The organism is Streptomyces sp. NPDC001832, assembly GCF_040297265.1.
GTDB lineage: Bacteria > Actinomycetota > Actinomycetes > Streptomycetales > Streptomycetaceae > Streptomyces.
In genome coordinates this window covers 12,592-29,554 of sequence record NZ_JBEOYU010000035.1, presented here as the reverse complement: position 1 = coordinate 29,554, position 16,963 = coordinate 12,592, and the positions used below count along the sequence as shown (strand labels likewise).

Genomic DNA, 16,963 nt, shown 5'->3' with positions numbered 1-16,963 from the left:
CACGGTCGAACCCGGCGGTCAGGCGCGAGGAGGGGCCGTCGCGAGCTCATCTACGATCGTCCGCGTGTGCGCAAACGTCATAGTCGCCGAAGACGACGAGAAGCAGGCCGAACTCGTACGCCGCTACCTGGAACACGAGGGCCACGCGGTCACGGTCGTCGGGGACGGCCTGGCGGCCCTCGCCGAGGTCCGGCACCGGGAGCCCGATCTGCTGGTGCTCGATGTGATGATGCCGCGGGCCGACGGTCTGGACGTGGTACGTGTGCTGCGCGCCGAGCACCGGGAGTTGCCGGTGCTGATGCTGACGGCCCGCAGCACCGAGGACGATCTGCTGCTGGGTCTGGATCTCGGTGCGGACGACTACATGACGAAGCCATACAGCCCGCGTGAGTTGGTGGCGCGCGTACGGACGCTGCTTCGTCGCACCCGGCGGGTTGCGGCAGATACCGATCCGGCCGCGGATCAGATACTGACGGTGGGTGCGCTCGTGGTCGATCCGGTCCGGCACGAGGTGTCGGTCGAGGGCCGGTTCGTGGAGTGCACGCCCGGTGAGTTCCGGATTCTCGCCGCCATGGCGGCCGAGCCCGAGCGGGTCTTCACCCGGCAGCGGCTCCTGGAGGAACTGCACGGCTTCGACCGGTACATCAGCTTTCGCACCGTCGACGTGCACATCATGAACCTGCGCAAGAAGGTCGAGCCCGCACCGCGTCGGCCGGCCCGGCTGCTCACCGTCTTCGGTGTGGGCTACAAGCTGACGGACCCGGCGAGGAATGCTTCGCGTGCGTCGTCGTAGCCGGGTGCGTGGTGTGCCCCTTCGACCCGAGCAGCGGGCGCGGCTGCCGCTCCGCAAGAGTCTGTTCGGCCGTCTCCTGGCGGTATCGGCGCTGGTGGCGGCGTGTTCGGTGGCTGCCACGGCCTGGCTTGCCGTACAGACCACCTCCGGCGCCATCAAGCAGGAACAGGGCCAGAACCTCACCGCCGACGCCCGGATCTACGACACCCTGCTCGGATATGCGGCGGCTCACCCCACCTGGGACGGCGTCGACAGCACCGTGCACGACCTGGCGCGGCAGTCCGGTCGGCGCATCGCCCTCACCACCGAGCAGCGCCGACCACTCGCCGATTCCGCCACCCAGCAGTCCCCGCCCGCGCTGCCGCCCGAGGCGTCGGCGATCGTGGATCCGTTGTCCGTGGACACGGTGCTGTCCCAGACGGTGGGCCGGGCCGACGTCACGGCCGACCGTGTCGACCCGCGCGCAGTCGGTCCGTTCCGACTGCCCGCGGCCGAGCGTACGGCGTTGCAGCGTGCCGCCGACCGGAGCGTGGCGTGCCTGAATCGGTCCGGGGTTGCGGCGGATGTGGTCCGGGGCCCGAGTGGACGCCCGCGCATCGAGGTCGTGGGCAACGATCCCGACCGGGTGCAGGGCACCCGATGCGCATCCGACGACTTGGACGTACCGACAGCGACCGAGCGAAAGGCGCTGGGGGCGCTCAATCAGCTCGCCAATGCCTGTCTGAAACGTCAGGGCCGCACGGGCGTACAGCTCAATCTCGACCTGTCCTGGGACGACGGTTCCGAGCCGATGCCCGGTGCCGGCGTCGTTGCCCGGTCGCCCGCCCCCGCGCCGAGCGTCCGCACCGGCGATGACGACCGGGCCACCGCGTCCTGCGTGGGCACGGCCCGCCGTGAGCAGCTCAGTTCCTATGTCGCGTCGCCCGCGCTGCTGTTCATCGGCGACGAGGGCGGCACGACCGTGCCCGGCTTCGATCTCTCCCCGGCGAACACCGCGAAGATCGCGGGTGCCGCGGCGCTCGTCCTGGCGCTCACCGTCGGAGCCACCGTGCTGGCCGGGGCCCGGCTCGTACGGCCGCTGCACGCCCTCACCGGTGCGGCACAGCGGATGCGGGACGGGGAGGACTCCGCGCCGGTGCTGGTCACCGACGACAACGAGATCGGGCGGCTCGCCGCGGCCTTCAACGACATGTCGGCCCACCGCGCCCGCCTCGAAGGACAGCGCAAGGACATGGTCAGCGACGTCGCCCATGAACTGCGCACCCCGCTGAGCAACATCCGCGGCTGGCTGGAGGCAGCTCAGGACGGTCTGGCGGAGCCCGACCCGGCATTCATCTCCTCGCTCCACACGGAGGCCGTTCAGCTGCAGCACATCATCGACGATCTCCAGGATCTGGCCGCGGCCGACGCGGGTGCGCTGCGGTTGCACCCCGAGCCGGTACGCATCGAGGACGTTCTGGACCAGGTCGCCGCGGCCCACCACGGGCGGGCGGAGACGGTCGGAGTCACCTTGACCGTCCTCGCGGCGACGGCCAACACTCCCTGCCCTGAGCTGACGGCCGATCCGGTCCGGCTGCGTCAGGCCGTCGGCAACCTGGTCTCCAACGCGGTGCGTCATACCCCGGCGGCTGGAAAGGTCACCTTGCATGCGTACGGGTCACAGTGCGCAGACCAGGTCGTGGTGGACGTCACCGATACGGGCAGCGGCATCTCGACCGAGGATCTGCCGCATGTCTTCGACCGCTTCTGGCGCGCGGAGAAATCCCGCAGCCGCAGCACCGGCGGCAGCGGGTTGGGACTGGCGATCGTACGGAAACTCGTCGAGGCGCACGGCGGCTCGGTGAGTGCGGTGAGCGTCGAGGGGCAGGGTTCGGTGTTCACACTCCGGCTGCCGGCCGATCCTGCGCAGACGGAGTGGGGCGAGGCCGGTGGGCCGGGCGAGTCCGGAGAAGCCTCGACGGGCGTGTCGGGGAGCGCGGCAGGCGGCTGCGAGCGCGGGAGCGGCGCGAGCGTACCCGGGGGTGCCGTGAGCGGCCGTGGAAGCGTTACGGGCCAGGCCTGATGCGATGACCACAGCGATCTGACAACTTCTTCATGACTTCACGCCAACCTGTCGGCATGCCTTGCGCCCGGTGCGAACCGGCTTCCGGGCACTACCGAGGCCGACCAGGAATGGAGCCATGCCCATGCCCATGCCCCACCGTCTGTCCCTGCGTACCGCCGTCCTTGCCGCTGTCGCGGCCGGCGCGGTACTCGTCCCGTCCACCGCGGCCTTCGCCGACAGCACGCCCGCGCCTGCGAAGCCGTCCGCCGAGCGGTCCGCCGCAGTCGCCCCGTCCGGTGTCACCACCGTGCCCGCGCGGGGCTCGGAGCCGTCGGTCATGCCCCGTAGCGGTGTTGCCGCGGGCGACAGTCCCGCCCCGGCCGGGGTCGAGCGTTCGGCCGCGGACAAGCGTTCCGCGGCCGCCACTCCGCGTGGTGGCGTCGCCGCAGGCGAGCGACCGGCCGGGACCTCGAGCGACAGCACCACCGCCCTTGGCGGGGCGGCCGCGGCCGCCCTTCTGCTCGCGGGAGCGGGAACGGTCGTGCTGCGCCGCCGCTCCGCCGCACAGCAGGGCCGCTGAACCGCCGGCGCGTCAGTCCCTCCACGGCCACTGACATGCAAGGCAATTGACCGCGCTCGAAATCCGACCGCGCACAGCAGTTGACCTTCCCTTGTGGCGCCGCCCCGTCCCGGGCGGCGCCACTGCCCATCTCCGCCCCCTTCTGGAGCCCCCATGTCCCGTACGCCCATGTCGCTCTGGCATGTCACACTTCCGGTGCTCGCCTGTCTCGCCCTCACCGGCTGCTCCTCCGGCGCCGGGGATGCCTCGTCCGCCGCATCACACGTCGGCGGCAGTTCATCCAGCGCCTCGGGCTCTCTCAACTCTCCGAAGGACACGGGGCCCGAGGGGACGCAGAAGCCCGAGAAGTCCGGGAAACCGAAGTCCGCGGCAAGCCCCACCCATGTCAGCATCCCTTCGATCGGGGTGGACAGCTCGCTGATGCCGCTCGGTCTGAACGAGGACGGCACCGTCCAGGTCCCGCCCGCCGAGAAGGGCATGACGGTCGGCTGGTACACCGGTGGCGCCGTCCCGGGCGAGCGTGGCGCCGCAGTCCTCATCGGGCACAACGACACCCGCTTCGGGAAGGCCGTCTTCCACGATCTGAAGAAGATCGGCAAGGGTGCGGACATCGCGATCCGCAACGACCAAGGAGCGGAGCTCCACTTCAAGGTCACCGGCACGGAGACCGTCAGCAAGAAGGCCTTCCCGACCAAGCGGGTCTACGGCGCCACCGACCAGCGCGTCCTGCGTCTCATCACCTGCGACGGCACCTTCGACGCACAGGGTCACCCCGTGGACAACCTCATCGTGTACGCCGCCCGGAGCTGATGGCTGGTTTCGCCGACGTGTAGCGGGATATCCGGCGCTTGAGCGGCTACGTTCGGTACGCCCCAGGCCGAAATGGCACGGCGGCAGACCGAGGGTGCCGTGGCCGGGAGCCGCCTCCTCTGGGCGCAACCGTGTGGCGCGAGGCGCATGGAGGCCACTTTGCGCAGCTCAGCACCGGTGTGATCGGCAGTATCGTGTGCAACACCTGTGGCGCCAGTGCTGCATCAGGCAGGTCCTGGTTCGTGTCGCCGCGTGAACCGCGCACGAGCAGCCTCGTGAGCGCCGCGCAGTAGCTGCACAACCGTGTCCGTTGTCCTCTCACCGGGATTGACGACGGAGATCCAGCCGAGCGCGCCGTATACCGGATGCGGCATCACACTGTTGGCGGTTGCGTAGTCGCGAGGACGGCTGATGCTGCGTGGCTCCTCTCCAGTGAGCTCCTGAAACGTCGCACTGTCGACGTGGACGTTTACGCGCCAGCGGCCCGGAGGGTCGAGGTCGGAAGCGGCGTCGTCGGGGTAGTTCTTGGTGACGATCGTCCCGTAGGGCTGAACGTTCTTGGGCATCTGGCCGTCGGGGGCGTAGTAGAAGAACGCGTCCCCCCAGACGAGTTCGGGAAAGTCTCCTCCCGGTTCCGGGATAAGCACGAGCGCGCCGTCGAGGCCTCGCACGGTCGCGATGATCTGTTCCATACTCATGGTTCAAGCATTACCTTCAAGTGCTTATGTGGGGTTGGCTGGTGGACGAGACCACGAGCGGTTCGGGACGAGTGCCGCTGAGAACTGTCGATGTCGCTGGAGAGTCGGGATACTCGGTGCAACAGGTTCGCGACCTGGAGCGGCTGGAAGTCATTCCTCCAGCCGCTCGATCGAGCAACGGTTACCGCTCATACACATCAGCTCACGTGCATGCTCTTCGCGCCTATCGCGGACTCGCCGGTGCTGTTGGGCCCGTCGCGGCCCGGCAGATGCTCGCGGAGCTGCGGACGGAGACGATCGCGGCGGCAGCCTCGGCGATCAGCGCGGTGCACGTTCGGCTCGCGCGGGAACGGGACGAGGCTCTGCGTGCTCAACAAGCGTTGCGTGCGATCCAAGATGAAAAGAACACACCTGAGTTCGAGCTGGAGAGCGATGCGATGACGATCACGCAGCTGGCTGCAGCGCTCGGTGTGCGTCCCTCAACCCTGCGGTTCTGGGAGCAGGAAGGGCTCGTCATCCCCGAGCGAGTGACGTCACTGCGAGCGCGTCGATACGGACTTTCAGCGATCAGAGCGGCCCGAATCGTCGCGGCCCTCCGCGGCACCGGTTACGGCATTCCCGCAGTGCGCGACATCATTGGCTCCCTGTACCGGCTCGACGGCCTGGGAGAGACCCAACGCATCCTGCAACAACATCTTGACCAGATAGCCATGCGGACCGTGGCACTGCTTCGAGCGGGCTCAGACTTGGCAGTCGTTGTCACGTCCGCTCAGGAACCTTCGATCGCCCGATAGACCCGGACCGCCTCGCGTGCTGACAATCCGGGTCTGTGATTGGCTCAGTCCCGCAACACACACGGGAGGTTCCCGCCGTTGCGCCTGTGCGGCGCGCGGCAGGACCCTCTTGGCGTCGTGTGCCTCAGTCGGCGACGAGGCCGATGAATCCGACCCACGCGCCCGGTCCAACGGTCAGCATGGGGCCGCTGAGCTGCTTCGAGTCGCGGATGTGCACGTGCGTGGCTGCGGCGGCGAACTCCACGCATTCGCCTCCGTTGCCGGTGCTGTAGCTGCTCTTGCGCCAGGCGACCTCTACACACTGACCGCCTTCGGCCCCGCTGTAGCTGCTCTTGAACCAAGCCAGCTCCCGCATAGCAGGAGTGTTGGTGGTGTTCATAGCTCTCCCAGCAACTGCTCGACAAATTCCAGGGTCTCTCGCGGAGTGAGAGCCTGACTCCGGATGATTCCATAGCGTGCTGCGGCCAAGCGGGTACAATTCTCCGGTGCGCTGGTGGCGGGCGGTGAGGTCCATCGCGGAGAACGCGCTGTCGTGGATTCGCAGGGCGACCTGGTCGCGGTGGAGGACGTCGAGCACGTCGAGGATGTGTTGGGTACCGCGCACGAGGCGGAACATCTCGGAGATGTGCACGGTGTCGCCCGGTCGCGCGCAGGTGAGCAACTCGCCGAACTTCGGGCGCTCCAGCGGGTAGAGGCGGCTGGAAGTGCCAGCGTCCTGCTCGAACGTCACAGGGTCCTCGATCCCGGCCTCGGAGAGGACGTGGTTCTGACGGTCGGTCGACTGCTGGTCGGTCGACACCCGCTTGTAGACCAGGTTGGCCATGCCGTTCCCCGTTCTGGTGGTCGCATTCGACATTAGCTGTCAGCAAACCCTGTCATCAGCCGCCATCGGATCTGATTGGATCCGAGCCGCCAACAGGTCCCGAAACAACCGGGTTCATTGGACGCCCTTCGTGCCTGTCGTCATTCCTTCGTTCGACGACAGGCACGTGGCAGCTTGCCGGTGGTCAAGCCCCGCATCTTCTCTCAGGCCTCGCTGGGTGTCCCTGTGATGATCGGGGTGCGGTCCTGCTTGACCACCAGGCTGCTGGGCCTTGACGGTACCGATCCGGGCGATGCGCGGCACGCGGATGACCTTGAGGACTCCATCCCGTGAGCACTACCAGAATCGACGTAGTAACGATAAAAATCCACACGGTGTAGACTTTTGCTGAACGGGGCGACCAGGCTCCTCGCGAGACCTCTCTGGAGGAACAATGGAGAAGCGGAACTGGCTCATCAGCGGCGTCAGCACGGGCTTGGGGCGCGCTTTCGCGCAAGCCGCCTTCGCCGCCGGGCACACCGTCGTCGGCACCGTCCGTTCTGAGAAGGACCTGCGGGCCTTCGAAGAGCTCAGGCCCGGGCATGCTCACGGCCGTATCCTGGACGTGACGGACGATGACGCCGTCTCCGGCACGGTCGCGGAGGTCGAGCGGAGCCTCGGCCCTCTGGACGTCGTTGTCGCCAACGCGGGCTACGGCCTGGAGGGGACCTTCGAGGAAACCCCGCTGGCCGAGGTGCGACGGCAGTTCGAGGTCAACGTGTTCGGGGCAGTGGCCACCCTGCAGGCGGCGCTGCCCCACATGCGCCGCCGCCGCCGCGGGCATCTGATGGCCGTTACCTCCATGGGCGGGCTCACGGCCGTGCCCGGCATGTCCGCCTACTGCGGCAGCAAGTTCGCCCTGGAGGGCATCCTGGAGGCGCTGGGCAAGGAAGTCGCGCAGTTCGGAATCCATGTGACGGCGATCGAGCCCGGATCCTTCCGCACCGACTGGGCCGGACGGTCCATGACACGCACCGCGCGGACCGTCGACGACTACGACGAGTTGTTCACCCCCATCCGCGAAGCGCGGCAGAAGGCCAGCGGGAACCAGCTGGGCAATCCGGCCAAGGCCGGGGAAGCGGTCGTACACATCACGTCGGTCGTGCAGCCGCCGGCCCACCTCGTCCTGGGCTCGGACGCGTTGCGGCTGGTCACCGCCGCGCGCACGGCCGTGGACGAGGACATCCGCGCGTGGGAGGCGCTCTCTCGTACGACCGACTTCGCCGAGGGCGCTCAGCTCTGATGCCCGGCCACCATTCCGCGCGCGGCCGTCGCACCACCGAGCGCAAGGGGGACGTCCGGGAGCGGGCCATCCTCGACACCTGCGAGGCCTTGCTGGCGCACAAGGGCTACGACGCCATGACCGTCGGCGACGTAGCCCAGGGTGCCGGTATCACACGTGGTGCCCTGTACTTCTACTTCGGCTCCAAGCAAGAAGTGGTCACGGCACTCGTGGCCCGGACCGTCGAGCACCTGTGGGAACGGTCCCGGGCCACCGCGCAGACCGATGAGCCACGCCAGGCCATCGCAGCAGCCATGCAGCGCACGGTCGAGTTGTGGAACGAGCACGGCCTGGTCATGCGCACGGCGATCGACCTGTCGTTGACCGTGCCGGAGATCGGCAAACTGTGGAAGCACACAGCTGACCTGTTCATCGCGGCCATCACCGCTGTCCTGGAGCGCGCCGGCATCCAGGCCGGCGCCGCACCGGACCAGGCCTCGGCAATGGCACGCGCCCTGTGTTGGATGATCGAGCGGACTTTCTACCACGCCTCGCAGGAATCCCGCGAGAAGCTCCAAGAGGCGTCGGCGACATGCGAACACATCTGGCTGACCAGCGCCGGCCTGATCACCTGAGGTATCTGCCATGGACGCGGGGAGGCGCGGAACCATGAAGTGCCGGTCGGGTCTTGCCCCGTGAAGTGGCACGAGTGTTGATCTTCAGCACGAGCTGAATGAACAGGTCCACCAGCGAGTCGATGATCTCCGTCTGCCGGACATGGCACAGCGTGGCCAACAGCGTCACCCGCCTCGGGGCCTTCATCCGCTCCAGGTTCGCCGGGTACTCCTTCAAGGCCCGCGCCCTCCAGGCGTCCACCAGCTTCTCCGACACGTCCGCGAACAGGTCTGCGGGCAGCTCCAGGCGCCGCACCCGCTCCAGCTTGTTCACCTCGGCCAACAGGCTTTCCAGGCCCGGGGCGCCCGGGTCGGTCTTCAACTCGGTGAAGTGCGACCGGCCGCCGCGCACGGCCCGCAGCCTGCCGATTCGCTTAGCTATGCCCTCCCGAGCCCCGCCTGTGGCTGGCCGCCGTCGACCGGGATGTGGGCGCCGTTCACGGCTGCTGAGGCCGGCGAGAGGAGGAAGGCGATGACCCGGGCAACTTCATCGGCGTTCAGCAGACGTCCGTTGGGGTTGCGTTCCGCGTAGGCCTTGTACGTCGCCGGGTCACGCTGACGCAGGCGGTCCCAGCTCTTGCCCGGAAGGAGGATCGAGCCGGGGCTGACGGTGTTGACCCGGACCTCGTAGGGGGCGAGTTCCTGGCACAGAGCGCCGGCCAGGTAGATCTCGGACGCCTTGGCCGCCCCGTACTGGGCGGGAAAGCGGGGCTTCCAGCCGGAGATGGAGGCGACAATCACCACCGAGCTCCCGGGACGCAGGCTGTCCAGCGCCGCTCGTACGGTACGCACGGCGTGACCGCCGTTCAGTTCCCAGGTCGCCTGCCAGTCCTCGCGGGTCGAGTCGAGGAGCCCGCCGCCACGCTTGCCGCCGATGTTGGCGACCAGGCCGTCGAGGCCGCCGAGTTCGCGTCCGGCCTGCCGCGTGAAGTCCTCCAGTTCGTCCAGGGCCAGGACATCCACGGCTTCCGTGACGACGTGGGCGTCGAAATCCCTCCGCAGTTCCGACGAGGCCTGGGCCAGGGTGTCGGCATCGCGGCCGCACATCGCGATGGATGCCCCCTCGGCTGCGAGGCGGCGGGTGACCGCGTATCCCAGTCCCCTGCTGCCGCCAGTCACCAGGAACGACTTGCCCCGCAGCCCGTACGTGACCGCCGGTGCCGCCGCCACCCGTTCTTCGGACTCTTCACGCTCTTCCATGGATGCCACTGTGCCAGCCTGTCGCCAACAGGCGCTCACCGCACCAACTTGCGGATCACGATGCCTACGATGAGTGTGGTGAACAGCATTCCCGCGGCCGTGAACGAAACCGCCAGTGCAGACCATTCGGCCGTCTTGAGCTCCGATGGCATGCCGGTACCGACATTCAGCCACAGCGCGAGGGCCAGGACGAAGGACTTTCCCGCAACGGTCACATCCAACAGCCCCCGGCTCGGTTCGCGCACCGCGCCCGCCAGATGGAGCACGACGCCCGTCAGGAAGACCCCCACCGCCAGTACACGCGCCGGGTTCCGCGCACGCACTCCCCAGCCGAGGACGCCGCCGAGGATGCCCCGCCCGATGGCGCGCCGTAGAGGCGGCAGGGCAATCGCCTCGCGCTGCCGCGCCAGGTAGTAGAGCTCGTCGACTTCCCTGTTCCGGTTCCTTCTGACCAGCGCGGACCGTACGGACTCCAGCGCCACGGCGGTCACTTCGGTGAAGGAACGCTCCAGAAATAAGGTGATCTGGCGACCGTTACGGAAGACCTGGCCGGCGAGCTCCATGTCACCGATGCTGGAGGATTCGTCGAGGCTGTACCGCGAGCTGCCGGACGGAAGACCGAGCGTTCCCGTCACCGAGGAGCTGTACAGGCCGATCACCGAAGAATCCTGAGACTCCGAACTCAGCGATGCCACATTGGTGTTGTGAAGGGTTAGCCGGGCGGTCGGGTCGTTCTGCTCGCTGCGCGCGCTCTCGGACAGACCGAGGTTGCGTACCTCTACGGGCCCTCGGACTGTGCTGTTGCTGATCGTGCTGTCCCCAGAGGGAATCACCAGTCCGTTCACTCGCACCGTCTCGCTGCACCGCAGCCCGTTCGCTCGCAACGGTTCATCCAGTCGCACGCGCTGCAGGGTGAGTTCGGGTGTCTCGACTTCGTCGAGATCGAGTGCGGACAGCCAGAGGTCGTCGAACATCATGTCCTCACGGGCGCGCAGCCCCCGGACCACCAAGCGTGGCCGTCCTCGGCGGCCTCCTGTGGCCTGGCTGCGAACCACAAGCGAGGACACGCGCGTGTTACTGATCTGGACCGACCCACGCAGGGCGTTGACCTGTACGAGTTCCTCCACCCGAAGGCGCTCCAGCCGGGTGGTGGCGCACGAGTGCAGGGCGAGGAAATCCAACGAGGTGTCGATGACCGTGACCTCGCAGCCCATCGATGCGTTACGGATCGTCAGACGGCCGATTCGGGAATTGACCACCAGAAGCGCGTCCGCTTCCACGTGGTCGACGACCAGTTCGTCAATGTGACAGGACCGCACGGTCAGCGCCCCGTCGATGCTTACGCGGTCGAGCGAGACGCGGTCGGCCGAGACAGTGTCAAGCAGAAGGTCGGTGGTGACCTCGTCCTGGCGCAGATGCACACTGCGGTCGCTGACCGTGCGCTGTCGACCAATTCTCGCCAGGTCCTCAAGTGTCCGGACAACTCCCACCGGCATCCCCCTGCTGCTTGCGGCCGTTGATGTCGCTGTGCGTATGCGCCAACGTACTCAAGCCGGGCGCTTACTCGCGCTCCGGTGGGAGCCGTGTCCGCCCGGATCAAGTCCAAGAACCGCGAGCAGGTCCTCCCTACCGACAACGTCCGGTGACTCGACGAGCGCGGAAGCGATCTGCTTGGCCGCCGTCACCGGATCTGTACGGTCTGTGCGTACCACCAGATCGAACAGATCACGTAAATCAGAGCCGAGTATGTCCTGCGCTGTCTCGTCCCAGGCGGCGAGCCGCTTCGGCGTGTCGGCGTCTCCCCGCTCGCCGGACCGCTCCTTGCACACGTTCCTCGGCACCCAGAGGAGGACGCGCAGCCACGAGGTCGTCCGAGTCCGGTTCAGCAGGGTGCGCATGTCGGTGACGTTGCCGATGTGCGTGACCGGAACCAGGCCCTGCTCTTGCGGCTGGGTGAGGGAGAGGTGGTCGACGGCGTAGATATTGCCGTAGCGGGGGGTCTCCACGACGATTCTGCCCCGGCGGCGCAGGTCGTCGAGTTCCTCGGCGGTGACGAACCGGTATCCGGCTGACCGGCCGGTGCCGTGCTTGAGCTTGGTGACCAACTGGAACCGTGGGTCGGTGGAGCAGAGCACCGCTGTCACGGTGTCCTTGCCGGCAGTGGGCGGCCCGTACAGGACGACTGCGCTCACGAGTCCCCCACAAGCCGTTGCGCGATGGTCTCGACCTGCTCGGCCAGAGGACGTGAGGCGCCAATGCGGTTGTCGATCACATGGTGAGATGTCACCGGTCTCAGGCCCACATCGATGCCGCTCGTGTACTCCGGCCAGTGCGTCAGCTTCCACGTGTCGCGCGAGGCATTCCGCGAGATCAGCCGGTCACGCATCGACTCCAGGTCGCTGTCCACCCACAGCGTCTCGAAGTGTGCCCCCATCCTGCCGCAACGGCGTGCCACCCGGGACGTCCACTGTGCGTCGGAAGCCTCGGCCAGGAACGGCGCGACGGCTACCGCGGACGTACCGCACTCGAGGTTCTCCCAGACGGCCTTCATGAGGCACGCGTACTCCAGCGGCCTGGCGTGCTCCAGGTAGACGGGGCTGTGGCGGTCGTCCGGGTCACCGCCAAGTGCCTGCAGCAGCCGCTCGGTCATCGGACGGCTGATGGTGTCTTTGTCGAGCATGGCCCACCCGGTCGCCGCCGCCAGCAGCTTGCCGGCCTCGGACTTGCCCGAACCGGCAAACCCGGCGACGAGAGCAAGGGTGATGGTGCTCGTGCCTAACGCAGTGGTCACTCTGTTTGCCCCCGAGACGACTTTGAACAACTGGGCTCAGTTTAGAGGCGGATGAAGGTTTTTGATGCTTGAAATTTCCGCATACCGATGCCGAACCAGATGCTGAATGACGCCATGCCGGGCAGCCGACCCAACGGTGTCAGTGGGTGATGGCCTGGCTTGCCGGGCGGCATGGCAGTGATCCGCGAGGAGGGCGTGGACGAGTAGTCCCGCAACACGCACGGGAGGGTCCCGCCGATACGCCTGTGCGGCGCGGCGGGACCCTCCTGGCGCTGTGTTCCTCAGCTGGCGAAGAGGCCGACGAATCCGGCCCATGCTCCTGGTCCAACGGTCAGCATGGGGCCGCTGAGCTGCTTCGAGTCGCGGATATGTACATAGGTGGCTGCGGCAGCAACCTCAACGCAGTCGCCACCCTCTGCCCCGCTGTAGCTGCTCTTTCGCCAGGCGACCTCCACGCACTCGCCGCCGTTCCCCGTGCTGTAACTGCTTTTGAACCACGCCAACTCGGCTGCGATCGGCCCGGTGAGTTGAACGGTCATTTCTCTCCCAGAAGCTTTTCAATGAACTCCGAGGACTCACGTGGAGTGAGCGCCTGAGATCGGATGATGCCATAGCGGGCTTCGAGCTCGCGGACCATGGCCCGGCCGGTGTACAGGCGGCTGTCACCCTGTACTTCAGCGTAGGCGAGGCGCTGTCCTTGAGCGGTGTCGATCAGCGTGAACGGCCCTCCGAGCGCGGCATGATCCTCTCGGTTCAGCGGCATCACTTGTACCTCGACGTTACGCTTGCTGCCGATGCTGAGCATCTGCTCCAACTGGCCGTACAACGTCGGCCAGCCACCGATCGGCCGACGGAGCACAGACTCGTCAACGATGAAGCTCAGCAGCGGAGCGGGACGCCGATCATAAATTTCCTGCCTGGCCAGTCGGGCCGCGACACCTTGTTCGATGTCTCCTTCGTCGAGCAAGGGCCGTTCCAGCTCAAAACCGGCTCGGGCATAGTCCGCCGTCTGCAACAGCCCCGGAATCGCGTACAAGCCATACACGCAGAGCCCAACGGCCTTCGCCTCCAGCCGCGCCATATCCCGGAAGAACGGCGGATACTGCGCCCGAGCAACCTCCTCCTTCAACGCCAGCAACAAGCCCCCGGCCTCCAGCACCGCGTCCGCCTTGTCGATGAACGCGGGTTGCGGAATCCGCCGCCCCTGCTCGAACGACGCGACGGACTGCGCCGCGTACCCCACCCGCTTCCCGAACTCCGTCCGGTCCAGCCCCGCCCGCAGACGTAACAGCTTCAACTGCCGCCGGAACGCGGTCATCGCCCCGGAACCGGGCTCGTCCTCCGGCCGCTTCCCGGACTCCACACCCGAGTCCGACCCCGGACCCGAGTCCGACCCCATGTCCGCACCCGTCTCGTCCCGCATCGCCACCGCCTGTCCCACGCACGTACATGCCGAACGCCCCTCGCGTACAAGCAGTCCGCGACGGCGCGTCACCCCTGGTCACGCTACGCCACCAAGCGACAACGTGGAGCCATGACCAGCAATCCACCACTCCCCGTACGCCCCCTCCGCACCAATCAACCCCGGCTCCCCTGGCACCACTTCTCGATGCGCTTCAGCTCCACGCCACGTGGCGCCCGCCTCGCCCGCCGCCTGGCCGGCGAGCGGCTCGACGCGTGGGGCATCCCGTACGGCAGCGACACGCACGACACGCTGACGCTCATCGTCGCCGAGCTGAGCGCCAACGCCGTACGCCACGGCCTCGTGCCCGGCCGCGACTTCCGCCTGCGCCTGTCCACCGAGGGCACCACCCTTCGCATGGAGGTCACCGACACCCGCGGCGAGAAGTTCCCCGCCCTCGTCGAACCGTCGGACAGCCTGGACGACCACGGAGAGGGAGGCCGCGGCCTGCTCCTCGTGACCGCACTCGCGGACCGCTGGGGCTGGTACCCGTGTACGGATGGACCGGGCAAGACGTTGTGGGCGGTGTGTTCCGTGTGCGTCCCGGTGGCGCCCTCGCCGTAGACCGGCCGGATACCCCTGACCCGTGGCCGGAAGGAGCCGCCCCGTACGCCTCCGTACCGCCGCCGCCGCTGGACTGAAGATCGCCCCACCAGCGACACTTGGCCCTCCACCATGCCGCAAGCCGGTCCAGCCATGCACCGGCCAGCACACGCACACCGGTTCTGTCCCCGGCCGATGCGGGGCGGATCACGGCATGGGGACCTGGCGAAGAGACGCGCCCGGTCAGCGGGTTCTGCGTGGGGAGCGGGGCTGGTCGGGGCGGGTCGGTTCGATGCAGTGGGACTGGACGTGCTCGTAGATCATCGTGGTCTGCACGTCGGCGACTTCGCGGCGTTCGGTGAGGCGGTCGATGACGAAGGCGTACACGCTGTCGACGTCCGGGACAGCGATGTGGATGAGGAAGTCGTGAGCGCCCGAGGTGACGAACAGGCCGATCACCTCAGGCAGTCGCGCGGCCCACTCGCGGAACCCTTCGATGACCGGGCGGGCCGGAGGCCGGATGCGCACCGAGATGAGCGCCTGGACGGGCCGTCCGGCGGCGTCGAGGTCCAGGGCCGCGTGGTAGCCGGTGATGACGCCGCGCTCACGGAGCAGGCGGACGCGTTCCAGTGAGGTCGAGGGGGAGACCCCGGTCTTTGCCGCCAGGTCGCGGTTGGTCTGCCGTGCATCGTTCTGCAGTTCCCGCAGCAGAGCCCGGTCCAGCGCGTCAAGTGCCATGAGATCCACCGTACGCCAGACAAAGTTCGGCAAGCAGAGACCCTTGCCGGATTCCTGCCTAACCTCGCCGGTCATGGACACACGAAAGAACGGCCCGGCCTTCGGCGCGGGGCTGGTGCTGGCGGCGGCGGTGCTGTGGGGCACGGTCGGCCCCGCTCAGGTCCTGGCGGCCAGCCCCATGACACCGGCGGCCCTCGGCGGCTGGCGGCTGGCCGTGGGCGGGCTGGTCCTCGGCGCGCTCACCACATGCCGCCCGAAGACGCTCCGGGTTCTCGCCGAGGGCAGGGTCCTGCGCCCGCTGCTGGTCTGCGCGGTCTCGACGGGCGCCTACCAAGCCGCCTTCCTCTCCTCGGTATCGCGGACCGGGGCGGCCCTGGCCACGGTGATCGCCCTGGGCACCGCACCCGCGGTGACCGGCGTGTGCGCCCGGCTGGTCGCCGGTGAACGGATGTGCGCCGGCTGGACGGCCAGCACCCTCGCGGCCGTCGCCGGCTGCGCCCTGCTGCTGGCACCGGGCAGCGGAGCCCGCGTGGACCCGCTCGGCCTGCTCCTGGCGGTAGCCGCGGGCACCTGCTACGGCCTGTACACCGTCTACGCCAAACAGCTGGCCGCCACAAACCGCACCGCCGACCTGCCCACGCTCTCCGCCCTCACCCTGCTCCTCGGCTCACTCCCCCTGCTGCCCTGGATGATCAGCGACACCACCCCCCTGCACGACGGCTCCACCCTCGCCCTGATCGCCTGGCTCGGCCTGGCCACCACCGCCGCCGCGTACTGGCTCTTCACCACGGGCCTCATCCGGATACGGGCGACCACGGCCGGAACGCTCAGCCTCGCCGAACCCCTGGCCGCGGCCCTGATCGGCGTACTCCTCCTCCACGAGCACCTCCCACCCCTGGCACGGGCCGGCTGCGCACTGATCCTCGCTGGAATGATCACCACGTGCCTGCCAACGATGCCTCGCGGCCGCTCCTCCGCACGAGCGACGAAGATTCCGCCCGAACACCGCATTACGTTCGCCGGGGACCCAGCAAGCACCTACCCTGGCGAACGAAATGCGGAGACTTCATTTCAATCCAGCATATCTGCCTAACATCACCGGATCTGACCGCATGAACTAAGAGGATTGCCATGTCTGTGACGAACGCGCCGAGCACGGCAACGGTGGGCTTCGCACCAGAGGAAGTGGACTTCAGCCTGTCCACCCGCCAGGCCCGGCTGAAATGGGTCGTCGTCGTCAACGCCGACCTGCCCCCCGGCCAGGCCGCAAACGCCGCCATCTGCGCCGCCGCCCCCACCGTGACCTCGGTCCCCGGACTTCTGGGCACCGACACCACCGACGCGGAAGGCACCACGCACCCCGGACTGCCCTGGACGGGCTGCTCGGTGCTCGTCGCCGACCCCGCCACACTGCGCGCCATCCGCGCCAAGGCGGCCTCCCGCACTGACGTCTTCGTGGCCGACGTGCCCGCCGCCGCCCAGAGCACCCGCGTCTACGGCGACTTCATCGCGGCCGTGAGCAAGACCCAGACCGAGGACATCGACTACTGCGCGATCAGCATCGTCGGCCCCCGCAACCCGGTCGACAAGATCGTCGGCAAGCTCCCCCTCATGCCCTGAACCAGGACCAACCCCACGCCCGTCTATACCCAGGCCCTCGGTCACCACCGTCTACCGCACCCTCGCCGAGGACGCCGACAGCACGGAGTAAGCCCGGACACCCCCAGCGGGCGCCCTTCGTCCCTCTGCCCA

The 16,963-nt window shown here is 68.0% G+C and carries 20 protein-coding genes and 2 pseudogenes; 10 read left to right on the top strand and 12 right to left on the bottom strand.

Translation table 11 applies throughout. From position 1 onward, the window contains the following. Window positions 1-64 precede the first annotated feature (64 nt). The 4 genes from ABT115_RS23485 (at window position 65) to ABT115_RS23470 (ending at window position 4,227) form a co-directional block, all read left to right on the top strand. Window positions 65-793: a response regulator transcription factor gene (locus tag ABT115_RS23485; RefSeq protein ID WP_351793141.1), complete on the top strand. Its 729-nt coding sequence runs from the start codon at window positions 65-67 to the stop codon at window positions 791-793. Beyond that, window positions 771-2,855: a sensor histidine kinase gene (locus tag ABT115_RS23480; RefSeq protein ID WP_351793138.1), complete on the top strand. Its 2,085-nt coding sequence runs from the start codon at window positions 771-773 to the stop codon at window positions 2,853-2,855. Before ABT115_RS23485 ends, ABT115_RS23480 begins: the two co-directional genes overlap by 23 nt. A 130-nt stretch (window positions 2,856-2,985) precedes the next feature. After that, window positions 2,986-3,417: a hypothetical protein gene (locus ABT115_RS23475; RefSeq protein WP_351793220.1), complete on the top strand. Its 432-nt coding sequence runs from the start codon at window positions 2,986-2,988 to the stop codon at window positions 3,415-3,417. Between the two features lie 153 nt (window positions 3,418-3,570). Beyond that, window positions 3,571-4,227, top strand: coding sequence for a class F sortase (locus ABT115_RS23470; protein ID WP_351793136.1), 657 nt, complete (start codon window positions 3,571-3,573; stop codon window positions 4,225-4,227). Between the two features lie 224 nt (window positions 4,228-4,451). Here ABT115_RS23470 and ABT115_RS23465 read toward each other — a convergent pair whose 3' ends face one another. Continuing rightward, window positions 4,452-4,919 carry a DUF6194 family protein gene (locus tag ABT115_RS23465; RefSeq protein WP_351793133.1) on the bottom strand — a complete coding sequence of 156 codons (468 nt, stop codon included), beginning with the start codon at window positions 4,917-4,919 and terminating at the stop codon, window positions 4,452-4,454. Window positions 4,920-4,951: 32 nt separating this feature from the next. On the opposite strand from ABT115_RS23465, the gene ABT115_RS23460 reads away from it, so the two are divergent. Next, window positions 4,952-5,719 carry a MerR family transcriptional regulator gene (locus ABT115_RS23460; protein WP_502969145.1) on the top strand — a complete coding sequence of 256 codons (768 nt, stop codon included), beginning with the start codon at window positions 4,952-4,954 and terminating at the stop codon, window positions 5,717-5,719. 124 nt (window positions 5,720-5,843) lie between these two features. On the opposite strand, the gene ABT115_RS23455 is transcribed toward ABT115_RS23460, so the two are convergent. From ABT115_RS23455 to ABT115_RS23445, 3 genes and pseudogenes are all read right to left on the bottom strand, one after another. Then, window positions 5,844-6,074 carry a DUF397 domain-containing protein gene (locus tag ABT115_RS23455; protein WP_502969147.1) on the bottom strand — a complete coding sequence of 77 codons (231 nt, stop codon included), beginning with the start codon at window positions 6,072-6,074 and terminating at the stop codon, window positions 5,844-5,846. Between the two features lie 20 nt (window positions 6,075-6,094). Further along, window positions 6,095-6,190, bottom strand: a pseudogene (locus ABT115_RS23450) (transcriptional regulator); the annotation flags it as partial. A 61-nt stretch (window positions 6,191-6,251) separates the two neighbouring features. Further along, window positions 6,252-6,542, bottom strand: a pseudogene (locus ABT115_RS23445) (recombinase family protein); the annotation flags it as partial. A gap of 433 nt (window positions 6,543-6,975) precedes the next feature. On the opposite strand from ABT115_RS23445, the gene ABT115_RS23440 reads away from it, so the two are divergent. Beyond that, the gene (locus ABT115_RS23440; protein WP_351793127.1) at window positions 6,976-7,824 is read left to right on the top strand and encodes an oxidoreductase; all 849 of its coding nucleotides are present in this window, start codon (window positions 6,976-6,978) and stop codon (window positions 7,822-7,824) included. Further along, window positions 7,824-8,438 carry a TetR/AcrR family transcriptional regulator gene (locus ABT115_RS23435; protein WP_351793126.1) on the top strand — a complete coding sequence of 205 codons (615 nt, stop codon included), beginning with the start codon at window positions 7,824-7,826 and terminating at the stop codon, window positions 8,436-8,438. Before ABT115_RS23440 ends, ABT115_RS23435 begins: the two co-directional genes overlap by 1 nt. On the opposite strand, the gene ABT115_RS23430 is transcribed toward ABT115_RS23435, so the two are convergent. The 7 genes from ABT115_RS23430 to ABT115_RS23400 form a co-directional block, all read right to left on the bottom strand. Continuing rightward, window positions 8,431-8,829, bottom strand: coding sequence for a hypothetical protein (locus ABT115_RS23430; RefSeq protein WP_351793123.1), 399 nt, complete (start codon window positions 8,827-8,829; stop codon window positions 8,431-8,433). The two genes, ABT115_RS23435 and ABT115_RS23430, sit on opposite strands and share 8 nt — an antisense overlap. Before the next feature lie 26 nt (window positions 8,830-8,855). Continuing rightward, on the bottom strand, window positions 8,856-9,677 hold the full coding sequence (locus ABT115_RS23425; protein ID WP_351793120.1) for an SDR family NAD(P)-dependent oxidoreductase: 822 nt from the start codon (window positions 9,675-9,677) through the stop codon (window positions 8,856-8,858). A gap of 35 nt (window positions 9,678-9,712) precedes the next feature. After that, entirely contained in the window at window positions 9,713-11,173 is a 1,461-nt protein-coding gene (locus tag ABT115_RS23420; protein ID WP_351793117.1) for a hypothetical protein, read from the bottom strand. A 51-nt stretch (window positions 11,174-11,224) separates the two neighbouring features. Then, window positions 11,225-11,869: a guanylate kinase gene (locus ABT115_RS23415; protein WP_351793115.1), complete on the bottom strand. Its 645-nt coding sequence runs from the start codon at window positions 11,867-11,869 to the stop codon at window positions 11,225-11,227. Further along, window positions 11,866-12,468 carry a P-loop nucleotide/nucleoside kinase family protein gene (locus tag ABT115_RS23410; protein ID WP_351793113.1) on the bottom strand — a complete coding sequence of 201 codons (603 nt, stop codon included), beginning with the start codon at window positions 12,466-12,468 and terminating at the stop codon, window positions 11,866-11,868. The genes ABT115_RS23415 and ABT115_RS23410 overlap by 4 nt, the downstream gene beginning before the upstream one ends. 281 nt (window positions 12,469-12,749) lie before the next feature. Continuing rightward, window positions 12,750-13,007, bottom strand: coding sequence for a DUF397 domain-containing protein (locus tag ABT115_RS23405; RefSeq protein ID WP_351793110.1), 258 nt, complete (start codon window positions 13,005-13,007; stop codon window positions 12,750-12,752). Beyond that, a complete protein-coding gene (locus ABT115_RS23400; protein ID WP_351793214.1) occupies window positions 13,004-13,867 on the bottom strand; it encodes a DUF5753 domain-containing protein in 864 nt (287 codons plus the stop codon). The genes ABT115_RS23405 and ABT115_RS23400 overlap by 4 nt, the downstream gene beginning before the upstream one ends. Window positions 13,868-14,002: 135 nt before the next feature. Here ABT115_RS23400 and ABT115_RS23395 point away from each other — a divergent pair, with 135 nt between their 5' ends. Beyond that, window positions 14,003-14,494: an ATP-binding protein gene (locus ABT115_RS23395; protein WP_351793108.1), complete on the top strand. Its 492-nt coding sequence runs from the start codon at window positions 14,003-14,005 to the stop codon at window positions 14,492-14,494. A 222-nt stretch (window positions 14,495-14,716) separates the two neighbouring features. On the opposite strand, the gene ABT115_RS23390 is transcribed toward ABT115_RS23395, so the two are convergent. Beyond that, window positions 14,717-15,211, bottom strand: a complete 495-nt coding sequence (locus ABT115_RS23390; protein ID WP_351793105.1) for an Lrp/AsnC family transcriptional regulator — start codon at window positions 15,209-15,211, stop codon at window positions 14,717-14,719. Between the two features lie 73 nt (window positions 15,212-15,284). Here ABT115_RS23390 and ABT115_RS23385 point away from each other — a divergent pair, with 73 nt between their 5' ends. After that, window positions 15,285-16,304 (top strand): DMT family transporter, encoded by a 1,020-nt coding sequence (locus tag ABT115_RS23385; protein ID WP_351793102.1) that lies wholly within the window; start codon window positions 15,285-15,287, stop codon window positions 16,302-16,304. Between the two features lie 38 nt (window positions 16,305-16,342). Further along, entirely contained in the window at window positions 16,343-16,831 is a 489-nt protein-coding gene (locus ABT115_RS23380) for a DUF2000 domain-containing protein (protein WP_351793099.1), read from the top strand. Window positions 16,832-16,963: the final 132 nt, after the last annotated feature.